This window comes from Dorea formicigenerans, from assembly GCF_025150245.1.
Lineage (GTDB): Bacteria > Bacillota > Clostridia > Lachnospirales > Lachnospiraceae > Dorea > Dorea formicigenerans.
The window spans coordinates 1624662-1642112 of sequence record NZ_CP102279.1; the positions used below are offsets into that span (position 1 = coordinate 1624662).

17 protein-coding genes are annotated in these 17451 nt (G+C 40.8%); 1 reads left to right on the forward strand and 16 read right to left on the reverse strand.

The annotated features are described in order from the left end of the window. Positions 1 to 2 precede the first annotated feature (2 nt). From rnc to mgtE, 9 genes are all read right to left on the reverse strand, one after another. Positions 3 to 698: a ribonuclease III gene (gene rnc, locus NQ560_RS08005; protein WP_040015439.1), complete on the reverse strand. Its 696-nt coding sequence runs from the start codon at positions 696 to 698 to the stop codon at positions 3 to 5. Positions 699 to 763: 65 nt separating this feature from the next. Next, positions 764 to 1000 carry an acyl carrier protein gene (acpP, locus tag NQ560_RS08010; RefSeq protein ID WP_005336507.1) on the reverse strand — a complete coding sequence of 79 codons (237 nt, stop codon included), beginning with the start codon at positions 998 to 1000 and terminating at the stop codon, positions 764 to 766. Between the two features lie 34 nt (positions 1001 to 1034). Next, on the reverse strand, positions 1035 to 2057 hold the full coding sequence (gene plsX / locus NQ560_RS08015; RefSeq protein WP_040015438.1) for a phosphate acyltransferase PlsX: 1023 nt from the start codon (positions 2055 to 2057) through the stop codon (positions 1035 to 1037). Positions 2058 to 2123: 66 nt separating this feature from the next. Further along, positions 2124 to 3077, reverse strand: a complete 954-nt coding sequence (locus NQ560_RS08020) for an AEC family transporter (protein ID WP_005332601.1) — start codon at positions 3075 to 3077, stop codon at positions 2124 to 2126. A 359-nt stretch (positions 3078 to 3436) separates the two neighbouring features. Beyond that, positions 3437 to 3616, reverse strand: coding sequence for a 50S ribosomal protein L32 (gene rpmF / locus NQ560_RS08025; protein WP_005332600.1), 180 nt, complete (start codon positions 3614 to 3616; stop codon positions 3437 to 3439). Between the two features lie 3 nt (positions 3617 to 3619). Beyond that, positions 3620 to 4153 carry a YceD family protein gene (locus NQ560_RS08030; RefSeq protein ID WP_005332599.1) on the reverse strand — a complete coding sequence of 178 codons (534 nt, stop codon included), beginning with the start codon at positions 4151 to 4153 and terminating at the stop codon, positions 3620 to 3622. 247 nt (positions 4154 to 4400) lie between these two features. Then, a complete protein-coding gene (locus tag NQ560_RS08035) occupies positions 4401 to 5591 on the reverse strand; it encodes an acetate/propionate family kinase (RefSeq protein ID WP_005332597.1) in 1191 nt (396 codons plus the stop codon). 147 nt (positions 5592 to 5738) lie between these two features. Continuing rightward, a complete protein-coding gene (gene pta, locus NQ560_RS08040; protein WP_005332595.1) occupies positions 5739 to 6743 on the reverse strand; it encodes a phosphate acetyltransferase in 1005 nt (334 codons plus the stop codon). 136 nt (positions 6744 to 6879) lie between these two features. Continuing rightward, on the reverse strand, positions 6880 to 8232 hold the full coding sequence (gene mgtE / locus NQ560_RS08045) for a magnesium transporter (protein ID WP_005332593.1): 1353 nt from the start codon (positions 8230 to 8232) through the stop codon (positions 6880 to 6882). An 89-nt stretch (positions 8233 to 8321) separates the two neighbouring features. Between mgtE and NQ560_RS08050 the strand changes: the two genes are divergently transcribed. Next, a complete protein-coding gene (locus NQ560_RS08050; RefSeq protein WP_005332591.1) occupies positions 8322 to 9599 on the forward strand; it encodes a nucleotidyltransferase in 1278 nt (425 codons plus the stop codon). 126 nt (positions 9600 to 9725) lie between these two features. Here the strand turns inward: NQ560_RS08050 and NQ560_RS08055 are convergent, their stop codons facing one another. From NQ560_RS08055 to NQ560_RS08085, 7 genes are all read right to left on the reverse strand, one after another. Continuing rightward, entirely contained in the window at positions 9726 to 10589 is an 864-nt protein-coding gene (locus tag NQ560_RS08055) for a TPM domain-containing protein (protein WP_005332590.1), read from the reverse strand. A 12-nt stretch (positions 10590 to 10601) separates the two neighbouring features. Further along, complete coding sequence (locus NQ560_RS08060; protein WP_005332589.1) at positions 10602 to 11714, reverse strand: TFIIB-type zinc ribbon-containing protein; 1113 nt, start codon at positions 11712 to 11714, stop codon at positions 10602 to 10604. 46 nt (positions 11715 to 11760) lie between these two features. Further along, entirely contained in the window at positions 11761 to 13158 is a 1398-nt protein-coding gene (locus tag NQ560_RS08065; RefSeq protein WP_005332587.1) for an SPFH domain-containing protein, read from the reverse strand. 144 nt (positions 13159 to 13302) lie between these two features. Next, complete coding sequence (locus NQ560_RS08070; RefSeq protein ID WP_005332586.1) at positions 13303 to 14745, reverse strand: ATP-binding protein; 1443 nt, start codon at positions 14743 to 14745, stop codon at positions 13303 to 13305. A gap of 52 nt (positions 14746 to 14797) precedes the next feature. After that, positions 14798 to 15547, reverse strand: coding sequence for a YibE/F family protein (locus NQ560_RS08075; RefSeq protein ID WP_005332585.1), 750 nt, complete (start codon positions 15545 to 15547; stop codon positions 14798 to 14800). Continuing rightward, positions 15541 to 16641: a YibE/F family protein gene (locus NQ560_RS08080; RefSeq protein ID WP_005332584.1), complete on the reverse strand. Its 1101-nt coding sequence runs from the start codon at positions 16639 to 16641 to the stop codon at positions 15541 to 15543. Before NQ560_RS08080 ends, NQ560_RS08075 begins: the two co-directional genes overlap by 7 nt. A 69-nt stretch (positions 16642 to 16710) precedes the next feature. Beyond that, positions 16711 to 17406 (reverse strand): DNA alkylation repair protein, encoded by a 696-nt coding sequence (locus NQ560_RS08085; protein ID WP_005332583.1) that lies wholly within the window; start codon positions 17404 to 17406, stop codon positions 16711 to 16713. Positions 17407 to 17451: the final 45 nt, after the last annotated feature.

The following is a 17451-nucleotide window of genomic DNA, read 5'->3' on the forward strand; positions in this document are numbered from 1 at the left end:
ACCTACTTTATATTCTTTTTGCGGAGCATCAGAATGGTCTTGTAGGCAGCTTCCTGTTCTGCGCTCTTTTTTGTACGTCCTTTTCCGATTCCATAGACCTGTTCTCCGATCTGAAGTTCGACCTGGAAAGTTTTATCGTGATCTGGTCCCTCTTCCCCAACCAGATGGTAAGAAAGTTCTTCTTTAAAATGTGCCTGCACAATTTCCTGCAGGATAGTCTTGCTATCATAAAAGAGCTTTTTATTCTCCAGGTCTTTTAAAATGAATCGGTTGATAAACTCTTTTGCATTAGCAAAACCACCGTCTACATAGATTGCACCAATCAGTGCCTCCATAGCATCAGAAGTAACAGATTCTCTCTTCCTTCCTCCTGTTGCATCCTCTCCTTTTCCAAGAAGCAGATATTCTCCAAGTTCAATCTCCCGTGCACAAAATGCGAGTGCCGGTTCGCAGACCATGCTGGCGCGGGTCTTTGTTAATTCTCCTTCCGGAGTTGTCGGATGTTCAAAAAATAAAAATTCACTGGACACAAGTTCCAGTACTGCATCACCCAGGAATTCCAGGCGCTCATTACATTCATACTTCGGAAGATGCTCTTCATTCACATAGGAGCTGTGACTCATCGCCTTCTTAAGAAGCGCAAAATCCTGAAATGTATATCCGATTCTATGTTCTAGTTCTTTTAAATTTCTCTTCATGTTCATTCTCCTATAGTCAGAAAGAGAGAAAGCCCTTTTTTCCGGACTTTCTCACTTATAATATCTTAGTTGTTTCCAGTTGCATTCTGGATCTGCTCAACAGCATCTCCTACCGTCACGATCTTCTCAGCATCTTCATCACTGATTTCAAGTTCAAACTCATCCTCTATAGCTGTAACAATCTGGAATACATCCAAGGAATCTGCGTCCAGATCATCCTTGAATGTAGAATCCATTGTAATTTTGTCCTCGTCAACATCACAGACCTCTGCAATAATTTTTTTCAGTTTTTCAAACTCCATAATTACGTCTCCTTTTGCTTGTTTGTTCATTCTATTATTCAGCGGCAGCTTCTTCCGCCTGAATACTTGCTTTGATTTTCTCACTGATATTCTGTTGTTTAAATGTGACACACTGAATGATCGTATTCGTCACTTCTTTTGCTTTCGCACTTCCATGGGTCTTAACTACAAGACCGTTCAGTCCCAGAAGCGGAGCTCCACCGTACTCTGTAGCATCGAATGTCTTCAAAGTCGTCTTAAGCGCCGGTTTTACAAGCAACGCGCCAATCTTGCTTCGAAGAGTGGACATCATACCGCCTTTGATCTTATCGACAAGAACAGCCCCCAGTCCTTCATAAAGCTTTAAGATCACATTTCCCACAAATGCTTCACAGACAATTACATCTGCCTGGCCATGTGGAATCTCTCTCGCCTCCACACTTCCGATAAAATTAATTCCCGGAAGTTCTTTTAACTGTGGAAATGTGTCTTTGACTAGTGCATTGCCCTTCTCTTCTTCCGCACCGATATTCACGATACCTACTTTCGGATCCTTTATACCAAGAACATTCTCCATATAGATGGACCCCATCTTGGCAAACTGAAGAAGATGTGCCGGTCTGGCGTCTACATTCGCACCACAGTCAATCAAAAGAGAAACTCCTTTTTCCGTTGGAATAAGCGGAGCTAATGGCGCACGGTCAACACCTTTGATTCTGCCAACGATCACCTGTCCGCCCACAAGAATCGCTCCTGAACTTCCTGCAGATACAAAAGCATCTGCTTTTCCCTCTTTTACAAGCTTCATCCCGACTACGATGGAAGAATCTTTCTTCCTGCGTATAGCATGTACCGGCGGCTCTGCTGTCTCGATCACTTCTGTCGCATTCACAATCTCGATCTGCTCTGGATTGTAGGTCTTGCCTTCCAGACCTTTTCTTATGACGTCTTCAATACCGACCAGAATGACTTTTACATTCTTTTCCTTGGAAATGGCATCAATTGCGCCGTCAATCATTGCAGCCGGAGCATTATCTCCACCCATAGCATCCAGTACTACTGTTGTAATTTCTGACATGATATTTCCTCCTGTCTCTACTGGTAATATTCTACTAAACATCACCGGAAAAATCAACACGTATCTTTACAACATGACAATCAATGCAGCTGTGATCAGTCCGATACTGATCAGCATCGAAATGGAATTAATTGTACTGGAAAGCTCATAATCTTCTCCCAGAGCATCTGTATAAGCCGGGCAGGCGCTGGCAATCGGGCTTAAAAATGCAAGAACAAGCGCTTGTCTGATCTGCAGTGGGAATGGCAGATAGAAAAAAGCAATCGCAGCAAATGATATGGTCACTGCATAACGCGTGAACAAAATCCGGATCACATGACTGATTCCATCTTTTTTAATATTCAGTTTGAATCCGACCCCAATCATCAGCATCGCCGTAAATGCATTGGCATTGGAGCCAATCTGTGTAACCGACAATACAAGTCTGGGAATCGGAATCCCTAGAATCAGAACGATCAACATCCCAAAATAAACAAGAAACGGAGTGGATCTACTCAATGCCCGCCCCATAGTCTTCAGCGAATTTTTTAACTGCGTTTTGGTATCTGTCTCTGTCCCCGGCATTCTATGTATAGAGTTTTTAAATACTTCCGCAACTGCCTTTGCCCCACCGTTACAATAAAAAGCATTTCCCATATCAAATAATGTGATGCCAAGAAGACTGAGCGGCTCTAAAAAGCTCTGTGCAAACGGCAGGCAGAAATTTCCAATATTGTATCCTGACAAATTCAAAATATTAAACGGAATATTCTCTTTTTTTCCTGTCATTCTCGATGTAAAAAACGCAATAAACATCATAAGAATTCCAACAAAAAGACTTAGTACTGTCACTGTTAAAAGCGAAATCTGAAAATCTACTTTTGAAAATGAATAGATAATTGCACATGGCAACGTGATATTTAACAAAATTTTTGCAAGTGTACGGAAATCCTGTTCATGAAAAAATCCGACTTTCTTCAGAAAAACTCCAAGTGCAATAATAAGCAGATACGCTGCTGCGCGGTATAAAATGTCATTCATAATCTGTCCCTCTACTTCTATTTTACTCAGGTTTTACTATACCACAGAATTTCATTTTATCAATCCTTAACTTCCAATCTTATATAGTTACCGTTCATAGTACCTGTGCTCAGTAACCTTATATCCACCCACAGTAATCCCAATCACGAATCTTGTTGTCATATAAAATGGCACAAAAAAAAACAGCTTTAAGCTGCTACGAAGTTAAATCAATAAAATTTATATACAAGGACTATACATAACCGTTGAAATTCGTTTGTTTAAATTGGGGTACAGAGTGGGGTACATTTTAGAAAATACCGCTTTATCACGGGGTTAAGGAATGCCTCAACCCCTAGATTTACAGCGTTTCTTGCTTATTAATCCTGAGCAATGATTTCTTTTTTGTTGTAGCTTCCGCAAGCCTTGCAGACTCTATGAGGCATCATTAATTCGCCGCATTTGCTGCATTTTACCAGGTTCGGAGCACTCATCTTCCAATTAGCTCTTCTCTTATCTCTTCTAGCTTTTGAAGATTTGTTCTTTGGACAAATTGACATAGGTTACACCTCCTTAAAATTCTTAAAAACATCGCGGATAACTGACATTCTAGGGTCAAGACTCGTATCTTCACAGTTACAAGTTCCCTGATTCAGGTTTTGACCACATACGTTGCAAATCCCTTTACAGTCTTCGCTACACAGAATCTTCGTCGGCCACCCTATTAGAATCTCGCTGCCGACCAGTTGATCAACATCGAGTGTATATCCGTCAATATAATTTGCTTCGTCTAAATCCTCTGATTCCACTTCACTCTCATCTGTGACATTTCCCTTTGTGATGCGTGAAATATTCAGATCGAATACTGTCGCCACCGGTTCCAGACATCTGTCGCACGGAATCTCAACAGTCAGCTTGCAAGTTCCTTCTATCTGAAGTTTTCCGTTCTCCATATAATTAATCTTTACATGAACATCAGAACTTTCAGTGACCGGATACTCACCAAGCCCGTTCCGAAATATTTTAAGTTCACATGGAACTGTCTCATCAACAGATCTGTGTGGTTCGGATAAGACATTGGATAGGTCAATCAACATATTAATCACCCCTATTCATACCTGTCTATTATATCATGGAAAAGCTGTTTGTCAACTACATTTTAGAAATTATTTTTTGATTATTCCAAATATTTTTATACCCATCTTCTTTTCGAACTATACATCATACTTTGTTCTGTCCGGAAAATATTCTACATCTTGTAATTATTACAGACATACACCCTTCCGTATTCAGACGGAAGGGTGTAAATAATCAAATCAATAACTTTTTTACAATAGTTTTAGATTAAACTAATGCTACTGTCTCACGTGCGATTGCAAGCTCTTCGTTAGTAGGAATAACCATAACAAGAACTTTTGAATCTGGTGTAGAGATTGTAATCTCTTCTCCGTGAGTATCATTTGCTTTCTCATCTACTGTAATTCCAAGGTATCCAAGATATTTCAGAACAGCGCTTCTAACTGTACCTGAGTTCTCTCCGATTCCTGCTGTAAATGCAATTACATCAACACCATTCATAGCTGCTACATAGCTTCCCACATACTTAGCTACACGGTAAGCGAATACTTCAAGAGCTACTTTAGCCTGAGCATTTCCTTCGTTAGCTGCGTTCTCAAGGTCACGGAAGTCGCTTGAAAGGTTGTTGGAAAGTCCATATACACCTGACTTCTTGTTGAGCATTGTCATAAGCTCAGAAATATCAAGTCCCTCTTTCTTAGCTACGAACTCAAGGATAGCCGGATCAATATCTCCGGAACGTGTTCCCATTACAAGTCCCTCAAGTGGTGTAAGACCCATAGATGTATCTACGGATTTTCCATTCTCTACTGCACAGATACTTGCACCGTTACCAAGGTGGCAGACAACTGTCTTAAGATCATCGTAAGATTTTCCTGCAAGCTCAGCAGCTCTCTTAGATACAAAGCTGTGGCTTGTACCATGGAAACCATATCTTCTTACTTTGTATTTGTCATAATACTCATATGGAAGACCATACATGTAAGCTTTCTCCGGCATTGTCTGATGGAATGCAGTATCGAATACAGCTACCATCGGTGTTCCAGGCATTAACTTCTGGCATGCATTGATACCGATTAAGTTTGCCGGGTTGTGAAGTGGTGCAAGATCATTACACTCTTCAATTGCAGCTTTTACCTCATCAGTAATTACAACAGAGCTTGCAAACTTCTCTCCACCATGTACGACACGATGTCCGACTGCCCCAATCTCATCCAGACTCTTAACAACACCTGTCTCGGCATCTGTTAATGCGTCGATAACAAACTGAATAGCCTCTGTATGTGTAGGCATAGCTTTGTCAGATTTAACCTTCTCACCGCCTGCTGGCTGGTATGTAAGGCTTCCATCAATTCCGATTCTCTCGCAAAGTCCTTTTGCAAGTACTTTCTCTGACTCAGAGTTGATGAGCTGGAACTTCAGTGAAGAACTTCCACAGTTGATTACTAATACATTCATTTCATTTACCTCTCTTTTAGATTAGAATTCTTAACTTATATAATAAGGACTTTCGTCCCTAATGTCTATCCCTAATTTGAAAAAATTTCAGCCATATGCATATTTTTTGTGCAAAATACATATGGCTGATCATTAAAGATATGAAATTTATTTATCTTCTGCCATTGCCTGAACTGCTGTAATTGCGATTACACCCTCAATATCCTTAGCGCTGCAACCGCGGGAGAGATCATTGACAGGCGCTGCGATTCCCTGTGTAAGAGGACCGTAAGCTTCTGCTTTTGCAAGTCTCTGAACTAATTTGTATCCGATGTTTCCAGCATCAAGGTCTGGGAAGATCAGTACATTCGCTTTTCCTGCAACCGGGCTTCCCGGTGCTTTAGATGCTCCTACTGACGGAACAATTGCTGCATCAAGCTGGAATTCTCCATCAATGAGAAGTCCTTCCGGAGCATTCTCTTTTGCAATCTTTGTAGCCTCTACAACTTTATCTACGTCAGCGTGTTTTGCGCTTCCCTTTGTTGAATGTGAAAGAAGTGCTACAACTGGCTCTTTTTCTGTCAGAAGTCTAAAGGAGCCTGCGGATGAAAGTGCGATTGCTGCAAGTTTCTCCGGATCCGGATTCTGCTCAAGTCCGGAATCACCAAACAGGAATGTTCCATTGGCACCCATCTCACAATCTGGTACTACCATAATAAAGAATGCGCTTACGAGCTTTGTTCCAGGTTTTGTCTTCAGGATCTGAAGGCTTGGTCTTAATGTATCTGCCGTTGAGTGGCATGCTCCGGATACCATTCCGTCAGCATCTTTCATCTTAACCATCATAACACCATAGTAGAGATAATTAGTCAGAAGAAGTTCTCTTGCTTTTTCCTCTGTCATTCCCTTTTTCTCACGTAATTCTACAAGTTTTGCGATGTAGGCGTCTGTCTTCTCGCTCTTTGCAGGATCTACGATTGTGGCTCCGCTGATATCGAAAGAACCTTTGTTCTTTGCAATCTCTTCTTCGCTGCCGACAAGGATCAGGTTTGCTGTTCCTTCTTTCAGAACTGCTTCTGCTGCTTCATATGTTCTGATATCCTCTGTCTCCGGAAGTACAATTGTCTTTTTACTTGTTTTTGCTCTCGCTTTAATATCATCAATAAATCCCATGACTTAAAGACTCCTTTCGTTTGTATTCAGTTATTTCAACGTTCTCATTATAATACAAAGGATTGGCATGGACAAGTTGTATCTACGTACTAAATTCAGTACATTGGGATTGTTTCTGATTAAATACAAAATGTTATTATAAGTGGAATACATGGCTGACGATCATAAAGTATACAGTTACCGTGCTGATATCTACAAGGGTAGAAATAAGCGGGGTCGCCATGATTGCGGGATCGAGTCCGATCTTGGAAGCAAGCATCGGAAGCGTACAGCCTACGACTTTTGCAATCAGGACGGTACAGATCATAGTTCCACCAATGGATAATGCAATGAGTGCATCTCCTTGTCCCATAACAATGATCCTGATTCCATTCACAACTGCCAGTATCACGCTGACCACTGCTGCCACCCGGACTTCTTTAAATATAACTTTGAATAAATCCCGAAATTCTATTTCTCCTACAGACAATCCACGAATAACCAGCGTAGAACTCTGTGAACCGCAGTTTCCACCAGTTCCTGTCAGCATTGGAATAAAACCGGCAAGCTGTGGCATAACTACAAGTGCGCTTTCATAGCTGTTCATGATCATCTGTGTCACTGTCGCAGAAAGCATCAGAAATAACAGCCATGGAAGCCTGCTTTTTACATGTTCCACAACAGATGTTCCAAAATAAGTCTCTTCACTTGGAGACATACCGGCCATGATACTGATATCTTCTGTTGTCTCTTCCTGCATTACAAGCATGGCATCGTCAACAGTTACGATACCGACCATGCACATTTCATGATCCACGATTGGAAGGGCAATAAGACCATATTTATTGATCATCATAGCTACATCTTCCTGATCGTCTGTTGTATGCGCGTAAAGCACATTCGTATCCATAATCTCTTCGATTGTTCTGGATTCACCGGTTGTCAGAAGTTCTTTGACATCGACCCGTCCGATCAGTTTTCGTTTTTCCGTAACATAACAAGTGTAGATAGTCTCACGATTCAGACCAACCTGACGGATTTTTAAAATAGACTCTTCGACCGTCATCTCTTTGCGGAGTGCAATGTACTCCACATTCATAATACTTCCGGCACTGTCTTCCGGATATTGCAAAAGCTGATTGATCTGGGCTCTTGTCTCTTCATCGGTAACCATCAAAAGACGATCCACAACATTCGCAGGCATCTCTTCCAGGACATCGACCGTATCGTCCAGATACATCTCTTCCATGACCTCTTCCAACTCGGAATCGGTAAGTGCCCCGATCAGTACCTCGCGCATGTCACTGTTCATATAAGTAAATGTCTCAGCAGCCTCTTCTTTTGCCAGGAGACGGAACACCATAACGAGCGGTTTCTGCTCAAAATCTTCCAGTGTCTCGGCAATATCGACGGGGTACATATTTCCCAGTTCTTCTTTTAATTCTTTGTACTGACCTGCATCAAGCATATCAAGAATCTGTTCTTTTGTCAGCATCTGTTCCTCTTCCATACATACCCTCCTGCCTGTTGTCATTCATTTGCAAGCAAAACATAGTTATAGTATAATAAATTTTATTAACAGTGACAAGGAGAAAGTGTATGAAAATTGTTGGAATTATCGCGGAATACAATCCATTTCACAAAGGGCACGAATTCCATCTAGAAAAAGCAAAGAAAATCACAGGCGCTGATGCTGCAATTATTATTATGAGCGGCGACTATGTTCAGCGTGGAATTCCTTCCATCATGCCAAAGCATCTGCGTACCCAGATGGCACTTGCATGTGGTGCCGACGTAGTTTTAGAACTACCAGTCTGTTACGCAACCGGAAGTGCAGAATACTTTGCCACCGGTGCGGTCAGCCTCCTTGAAGCTCTCGGCTGTGTAGATTATCTGTGCTTTGGAAGTGAGTGCGGCGAAATAAAAATAATACAACAGATTGCCGATGTTCTTTGTAAGGAACCCGCGCATTACAAAGTTCTCCTTCAAAAACATTTTAAAAATGGAAATACATTTCCTGCCGCAAGAAAACTGGCTTTTATAGAATATTTAAATCAACACAAATCCTTATCCTGTATTCCCGAACAGATCAGTAAGATTCTGGATTCGCCAAATAATATTCTGGGTATTGAATATCTAAAAGCGCTTTCTTGTCTGAACAGTTCCATCGAACCGGTGACTATTACACGCGAAGGAGCCGGATATCATGACCAGACACTCGGTGGCCTTTTCAGCTCTGCCTCTGCACTCCGGCAGGGATTACAGGATTGTGAACTTACAAAAAATGCGAATCACACTCCTGCTATTAATCATATACTTCAGGAACTGCCGCAAAACTGTCACAAGATTTTTAAAGAAAACTATCACAAATGCTTTCCTGTGTTTGCAGATGATTTTTCCTTGCTTTTAAAAGCAAAGCTTTTGACCGAAACAAAAGATACACTGACGCGATATCTGGATATTACACCGGAGATTGCAAACCGGATCATCACATTTAGAAATGATTTTTTAACTTTCAGACAGTTCTGCGACCTGATAAAAACAAAAAATGTAACTTACTCTCGCATCAGCAGATGTCTGATCCACATTTTACTCGGCATCAGCAAATGTGATGTACCGGATCAGGCAGCAGATTCCAGGTGTGGATATGCCAGACTTCTTGGTTTCCGCCAAGAATCCTCATGGGTACTTACTTCTATCAAAAAAAATACCGGCATTCCTGTTATCTCGAAATTATCACAGCCTGCCGGTATAGATATCCATATGCTGGAACAGAATATTTTTGCATCAAATCTGTACGAAAGTGTTGTGACAGACAAGTATCATACATCTTATAAAAATGAATATCAAAAACAGATTATTCGATTTAAGTCTTAAGTATAATATTCAAGAATGCCTCTGCAAGTCTACACTCCGTTTCGGTCGGCGCAAAACCATTGTCCACCGGACAATGTGCGCCCTGCCGGAGGCTATATCAGCTGGGGGATTGACTCCCAGCTGATATTAAAACCCACCACTTCGTCCACCGTGTGACCGGCCGGAAGAACTGACATGTGTTGTGCTTCCGCCTCCGCCACTGTGGCCGTGATCCTCATCATCTCTTGGAATCAGGCGTTTTGTCACAATACTATTGATATATCGATCCTCTTTTGTTGTCACTTTCATACTGCCTTGTTTCTTATACGCATTGGCAGCAACTTGATTTTTGACAGATTTTAATTTGCTTTTCTTCACCTGCGCCATTATGAATGCAACAACAAATCCTATGAGCAGATCCACAACGCCCCAGAAGATCATAGTGAAAACATCTGGCTTATCATCATCGCTGTCTACATCATATGGATGCCCATCTCTCGCCTGGGTAAGAAGATCATCGCAAAGTGTGGCATATTTTGAAAATGCTTCCAAATATTCACCATCACTTAAATAAGACAAGAATTCATCTTCCATATATTCCAGTCCATAATCTGTAAATGCAGTGATACCATAGCCGTATGTAGTAATTGCCCATTTCCGTTCGTCCATTCCAATCAGAAACAGAACACCGCTGTCATCATCACCGTATCCATATCCATTATAATCAAAGAAGTCATCCGCATAATCCTGCGCGCTTTTTCCATCTAATGAATTTTCCGTCACTACAACAACATCACATTGCTGTTTTTCACTGATTTCGTCCAGTTCTGTGTTAAGCTCCTGTTCTTCACTGTCTGTCAGAAGATCTGCATCGTCTACCAGTCTGGGGAGTTGTCGATCCTGCGGAATTTCTTCAGCACATACCGGGATCTTCAAAATGCTAAGCCCGACTATCAATGTCAGTACACATAGCAGGGTGAAAATTTTTCTTGTTATTCTATTTTCTCTCATATTCCCACCCTCCTACAAAAACATGACAACCATCATGATGATATAAAGGATCACACTGATAAGAATCCCTCTTGTTCCTACATATTTCCAGAATGCACCTTCGTCCGCCGGCAAATCTCCTACAATCTTTCCACTCTGTCCGTTCATGGCAAATGTGTACTTCTGTCCTTTCCACGTAGTATTCAGAAGCCATACCGGATACATGGCATAACTGGTCTTGGAATCCCGGATATTTACTGTACTGCTCTGCGTAGAAAGTGCATAATATCCGTTGACAGTCTCCCGAAAAGAATCTTCCGTACTCCGTCTGATTCTCTTTTTCGCCCGTTTCATGCATTCATCTTGGTCTACATCGTATCGGTCGGCTACATAACCTGCCAGGTACGCAGATTTAAATGGTACAGCATCTTTAAAGTCATAAGGCTCCAGTGATTCCATCAATGCATCATCCATTTTTACAGAACCGTCTTCCGGCACATGTTCAAAATAGATTGTGCCTCCCCGGCGGATTTTATAATATTTGTGTTCTGTATATTCGGTATCCCCGGACTTCCAGACACGGATTTTTTCTGCGTCATAGGATATATCAGCTTCTGATTCGATATTGAATACCCAGAACGGAACATATAAACCTACAATCTCGTCTATATGATTCTCCTGTCTGAACACAGACGGGATAAATGCTTTTCCTGTCAGATGCTTATAATAAGCTTCTTTTGCAGCTATTTTATCTAATTTGAATGGAATGACATAATCCGGTTTTAACGCTCCTTCAAACTGTCCTTTTAAAACAACACGATTTCCGCAGAACGGACAAGTTGTAGCGCCTGTATTTTTATCTGCCGTGATTTCACCGCCACAAGACTGACAGATATAGACAACCATATTATCAATCTCATCCTGATTCCAGTCATGTGCAGTATAGTTTTCGGACTTCTTCTGTTCTGTCTCGACATCTGATGCTGCATCTGCGGCAACTACCTGATCTGCCTTTGCGATCAACGATTCATATTCGTCCACGGAGATCTCTGTATCACAGTACGGACACTTCATTTTCTGGCTTTTGCTGTCAAATTCCATGGCACCGCCACATGCCGGACATTTGTATTCTTTTATCTCTGACATTCGTGTTTCTCCTTACAAAGTCTCTTCTTATGCAATTCTGTGGGAGTTAAATTCTGTCGTCATCTGTAAACGGATCTCCGCACTCCGGACAGAATTTCGGAGGATTTGCAGGATTTTCCGGTTCCCAGCCACATTTATCGCAGCGATAGTGTAATTTCTGCGGTTTCGGTTTTCCACACTCCATGCAGAATTTTCCTTTGTTGAGCGTTCCACAGCTGCAAGTCCAGCTATCGTCATCCTGTGGTTTTGGCTTACCACACTCGATACAGAATCTGCCATTGTTGACCTGACCACAGGAACAAGTCCAGGACGATGTTTCTCCACCTGCTGCCGGGTCTGCTGCTTTGTTTTGCAGATTTTTTGGGTTACCTGCCTGTGGATTCTGTCCATTTACCTGATTCTGCTCTTTTTGTACCTGCTGCTCTTGCTGCGCCTGTTTCTGAGCGGCTCCCTGGTCATAGAGTCCCTGGATATTCATGCCGCCGCTCGCCATATTCATTCCCATAAATCCCATCATAGCACCATTCGGATTGCTGGCCGCATTCTTCATTGCCTCTGCCTGTGCCATACCAAGTGTCGCTGCCATCATGCTTGGATCTGTATACATAGATGTATTTTGTGCCTGACGGATTGCCTCAGCATCTTCTTCTTTGAGTGTGACTGGATTAAATGCAACAGACACAATAGAAAGTCCACGGATCTCAGACCATTTTTTCGTCAAAATCTCGTTCATGGCGTCACCAATCTCGGTGGCATGTGCCGGAATCTGGCTTGGGCGTATCTCCATCTCTGCAATCTTAGCAAATGCCGGCTGCAGCGCATCTACGAACTCCGTCTTAAGCTGCGGCATGATCTCACTTTTTTCATAACATTCTGTCACATTTCCGCTAAGACTTGTGTAAAACAAAAGTGGATTTGTAATTTTAAAGGAATACACTCCGTTACAGCGGATCTCAATATCTTTGTCCAGATTGATGCGTTTATCTACTACACGGAACCAGACTGGATTAGCAGTACCAAACTTATTATCTGTGATTTCCTTTGTGTTGATATAGTAGACTCTCTGATCTTTTCCTGTATCACCGCCATAACTGAATCTCTTTCCGATCGTCAGAAATGTATTTTTGATACTGTCACTTAAATTTCCCGCAAAAATACTTGGTTCAGAAGACGTGTCGTATGTATATTCTCCCGGCTCCGCACACACTTCCGCAATTTTCCCCTGATCAACAATCAGCATACACTGACCATCTGCCACTGCGATTCCAGAACCATTGGAAATGATGTTGTCGTTACCGTTTGTATTTGAGGAACGGCTTCCTGTGCGCTTTTTTCCTCTTACAAGCAGTGTATCGTTATCAAGAGAATCACAATAGAAGAATTCCTTCCACTGATCTGCCATGACCGTCCCTGTTGCGGCTTGAGCTGCTTTTATTAATCCCATAATATTCCTCCTATTTACACCCTGCAATCTGGCGTCTCGTCTCAGCCAGATTACAGTATATTTTGATCAATTAATACATATTTTGATTATAACATTTCAGTGACATTTTGTGTGATTTTCTTTTTATTGTCTGAAAAATCTATTTTATTTTCCCTGCAGCAAATTCAGTAATCTGCCATACACCTCTTCATTTTCAAGTATGACCAAAGCCAGACTTTCTTTTACCTGATTCAAGTAATGAAAAAGTTTTCGGACATCAGACATTTCTTTTCTTCCCTGCTTGTTTGATCTAAGATACCCTTCTTCGTCATAATAATACTGGTCATTAAGCACCACTGCCAGATACTCTGCATGCTCTTGTCCGGTAGTATTATCATTTGCATCATATGACTCTTCCCGATATTGATACCCCTGACATTTGTAATTCTTTATCAATTTTTCCGCTTCTATTGAATCATTTGCATAAACGACTTCGATATGTGGGTAGCCTTTCTGACTTTTCCCGGCTGGCAGATGCATCATATTCTGGATAAAAGAGGATACCTCTGCATTAGCGCGGATTCGGTTTGTCAGGCGAAAGATCTGTATCCCCGGCAAATGTTCGATTCTGTACATTCCTCTTCTGTCAATTTCTTTTGAGGATATCATATCTTCCACATCACTGGAAAATATAACCGGCTGTTCTTTCACGCATTCCAGCAATAGCTCTAATTTTTCTGTCGAAAGCAAATGCGCTTCATCCACAAGAATAGCGCTGTAATCTTCTAAGTTCATTGCATTTTTTATCTGATTATCCGGCCAAAAGTCAATCCGTCGTAATCGTTCATGTAGAATCTCCCATTTTTTTCCTGCCTCTCCACAGTGAATCATACATACTTTATGCTTCTGCGATAATTTCATGGCAATATCATAAAGTAACAGCGTTTTTCCTGTTCCTGGAAGTCCACTGAAACTATAATACCCAGTATGTTCTGTTCGGATTCTTTTTAGAATCTGACGCTTAATGTCTCTTTGCTGGGAAGTCAGGAAATATTCCTTTCGCAAAAATTTCAAAGGTTCTGTCAGAGGCGAAATCAGATACATTTCTGCCTGAAATAAATCTTCAATCTCTCCACCATAATCTGAACTTTTATTTTTCAAGAGTCCGCACAACTGCTGCCAGTCGGCCTCCACAATATGATCGTGGTTCGTCAGCCTTACAAGCCGGTTCTGACTGCTAATGTAAGTGTAAGAATAAATCGGGCGTCCCAGCACAGACAGATAATAACGGTTCTGAATCAACTGCTTCCGAATCGTCTCATCGGATACTGCGCCACTTTTCAGTTCAATATTCACAATCTGCTCGTCCTTGATCTGAAGCAGATCAAATTCCTTTCCAAGTCTCGGAATCTGGAAGGAATAAAAAAAACGAAGGGCGTATACTTCATCCATATGCGCTTCCAGTTCACGGACAAGAGATCTCATACTCTCCAGTTCCCATGTACGCATTTTCAGAAAATACTCCCTTCCTGATAGTTGCCGTTCCAGTTTTTGTAACTGTCCTATGTTCTGATTTCTTGTCACTGCATAAATAGAAATTGATTTCATTTCCTATCTCCTACATTTAAAATAGAATCTTTTCTTCAGTATAGTTGAATTTCTATTTTACAGCAAGCATTTTTGCCATTAGCACTGCCGCAATCGGCATCACCATTACACAGGCAATTGCACCGAAAATCATAGAAGCAAAATTTTGAAACAATATTTTTGAATTTAGCAAAAGTTCCAACGAATAATTTTGCATTTTCAAATAGGTAAATAACAATAGTGATTCTCCAAGATATGCAAACAGCAATGTATTTACCGTTGTTCCAATCACTTCTCTTCCGATTTTCATTCCACTTTCTACAAGCTCTGTAAATTTCATCTCGGATTTATGATTTTTCACCTCATATACAGAAGTCGTAACTGTCAGAGCCATGTCGAGAATTGCCCCCAGTGTACTGAGCAAAATAACTGAAACCATCACATTTCGCATACTGATATTCAAATCCATATTGTAATATAAAATGTCATCTCCAACAGATTGGATTTCATTCAATCCACCAGCCTCAGTACTCCATATTACAACATAAATGACAAAAAATAAAACCAGCATTGTAATAGCCACAGAAATAAATGCGCTCCAGGTCTTTACATTCGTTCCATTTTGATAAAACAATGTAATGCAGGATATCACGATTCCCGCTCCAACCGTAACAAATAGAACCGGTACTCCTGCTGCCATAAGCCAGATTGCAAAGCTAAGCAGAAGTAAATTCCCGACCAAGGCAATTAAAGATACAACTCCTCTGTCTCCTCCGACAATTACAATCAAGCTAATCAAAATCAATCCAAGTATTATCAGCATATCTTTTTCACCTTCTTTACAGACATTTTCATCATAACAGATGTTATAATAATCGATACCGGTATTGCCAATACAATACCAATACTCTCAACAAAAAATCGACATAATTCACATGGAATATGAAGTTTAATAATTGTAACGAACCTCACACTGTTATTCATCCGAATCAGACACATTGGAATAAGTCCACAGCCAAATACAAATAACAGTACATTAATCATCGTCCCCATAATATCATATCCAATTTCTCTTCCTGATTTAAACAATTCAAAAAATGTTACATCTGGTTTTTTCCGGACAATTTCACTCAAAGCGGCAGAAATTGCAACGGATACATCCATAATAGCTCCCAACCCGGACAATAATATTTCTGCATGAAACATTTCATCTGGATTATCAATGCTTCCAAGATATTCCATTGTGGAGTAATCCAGTTCTTCCATATGTCTCATTACCAGATCAAAAATCCCCATAATCATTGCGAGCACACACAATGTGGACAACAATGCTGCCCATGTTTTTCTATTAATTCCATTTAGCCCAATCAAAGTAGCTGCTGCAAAAAGTATTACCAATTTGTTACAAAGCGATAACACATTCGAACTGTCTCCACATTTCCAGAATCCCACGAAAAATATAATTAGATTTATTATGACTGTCCCGACAGTCAATGCTCCATGTCTTCCGGTTACAATAAGAAGAAGCAGAAGTAAAAATCCAAGCAGTACGACAATCTCAGTATCCCTTTTTACACCTCGTATTCCCGATCCAACATCATCTTTGGAACCATTCAGGAAAACTTTTTCCCCTTTATGGTATCCTTGCTTCAACATACCTGTATAAGTATATTCATGAGAAAACGAAACTTTTTTCCCTTTATTTTTCCCGTTTAGAACAACTCCTTGAATGTTCTGCTCGTATTTTTTCTCCTTCGTTCCACGAGTGCTTTTTCCTTCTCCGGTCATCCGCGTCTCAACCTTCGTAAGTTTCGCAATTGGCGTCTGATATAGCCAGGCATCATTCATAACAAATACAACTGCCAGAAAGTAGACCAGACCCAAAATACAATATACTTTTCTTTTTTTACTTTTCATTACATATTCGATTATTCTTTATACGGAAATTTTTCATCTTCTTACTTCTTTTCATTTATTCTATTACCTTCATATTTTGAGCGTTTTCAGATATACTTTCTGTTCTGGAGTGATTCGATAACTTTCAAGGGCTTTCTGTATCGACTTATTGTGTGTCCACACATCTAGTTTGCGCTCTTCAATAAATGGGAGTATCTGGTCATATTGCTTTGCGAGCGCGGTTGCAAAATACCATGCCCGCATCATATTCACATAATATTCGTCTGACTGAACCAAAGCTACTTTCCTGGGATATTCGATCCGGAATTCGTCTCCCAGATAATAACGCATCAGCATACCGATACCAAATCGGATTGTATAAGTGCGGTCTGATTTCATCCAGCGGCAGACCTCTTCTATAAATGTATCCAGATGATTTTTCATTACTTTGACTGCCAGCATATCACAGGTTGCCCAGTTATCGATGTATGGTAAAAATCGTTCCAGCTCTGCCAGACATCTGTCATAATCCTTAATCTGTTCAATCAAAAGCCCGTGCAGATTATTTTCATCATAATACTGATGTGGAAGAATTTTCAAGAATTCTTTTGCTTCTTCTGTTTTTCCATATCCTTTTGCAAATTTGCGAAGCACAGGCATTCGCACACCAATAACCGTTTCTTTCTCTATTGTCGGCAAGAGTTTTGCCTGAAAATCCCGATATTGTAAATCCTGTAATTCAAACAACTGTTTTTGTACACGCTCTGTTACTTTAACCTGATTCATAACTACCCTTCCTTCGTTAATTCATTTTGAGATTTCGTCCCAGAT

Coding starts and splice junctions, on each gene's coding strand:
- acpP (WP_005336507.1), bottom strand. CDS start 1,000: ATGGAGTTTGAAAAACTGAAAAAAATTATTGCAGAGGTCTGTGATGTT.
- NQ560_RS08060 (WP_005332589.1), bottom strand. CDS start 11,714: ATGTCAGAGATAAAAGAATACAAATGTCCGGCATGTGGCGGTGCCATG.
- NQ560_RS08075 (WP_005332585.1), bottom strand. CDS start 15,547: ATGCTGATAATACTTGGATTGATTTTGATTAGCTTGATTGTAATTGTC.
- NQ560_RS08030 (WP_005332599.1), bottom strand. CDS start 4,153: ATGTTGATTGACCTATCCAATGTCTTATCCGAACCACACAGATCTGTT.
- NQ560_RS08050 (WP_005332591.1), top strand. CDS start 8,322: ATGAAAATTGTTGGAATTATCGCGGAATACAATCCATTTCACAAAGGG.
- pta (WP_005332595.1), bottom strand. CDS start 6,743: ATGGGATTTATTGATGATATTAAAGCGAGAGCAAAAACAAGTAAAAAG.
- rpmF (WP_005332600.1), bottom strand. CDS start 3,616: ATGTCAATTTGTCCAAAGAACAAATCTTCAAAAGCTAGAAGAGATAAG.
- NQ560_RS08035 (WP_005332597.1), bottom strand. CDS start 5,591: ATGAATGTATTAGTAATCAACTGTGGAAGTTCTTCACTGAAGTTCCAG.
- NQ560_RS08055 (WP_005332590.1), bottom strand. CDS start 10,589: ATGAGAGAAAATAGAATAACAAGAAAAATTTTCACCCTGCTATGTGTA.
- mgtE (WP_005332593.1), bottom strand. CDS start 8,232: ATGGAAGAGGAACAGATGCTGACAAAAGAACAGATTCTTGATATGCTT.
- NQ560_RS08065 (WP_005332587.1), bottom strand. CDS start 13,158: ATGGGATTAATAAAAGCAGCTCAAGCCGCAACAGGGACGGTCATGGCA.
- rnc (WP_040015439.1), bottom strand. CDS start 698: ATGAAGAGAAATTTAAAAGAACTAGAACATAGAATCGGATATACATTT.
- NQ560_RS08085 (WP_005332583.1), bottom strand. CDS start 17,406: ATGAATCAGGTTAAAGTAACAGAGCGTGTACAAAAACAGTTGTTTGAA.
- NQ560_RS08070 (WP_005332586.1), bottom strand. CDS start 14,745: ATGAAATCAATTTCTATTTATGCAGTGACAAGAAATCAGAACATAGGA.
- plsX (WP_040015438.1), bottom strand. CDS start 2,057: ATGTCAGAAATTACAACAGTAGTACTGGATGCTATGGGTGGAGATAAT.
- NQ560_RS08080 (WP_005332584.1), bottom strand. CDS start 16,641: ATGAAAAGTAAAAAAAGAAAAGTATATTGTATTTTGGGTCTGGTCTAC.
- NQ560_RS08020 (WP_005332601.1), bottom strand. CDS start 3,077: ATGAATGACATTTTATACCGCGCAGCAGCGTATCTGCTTATTATTGCA.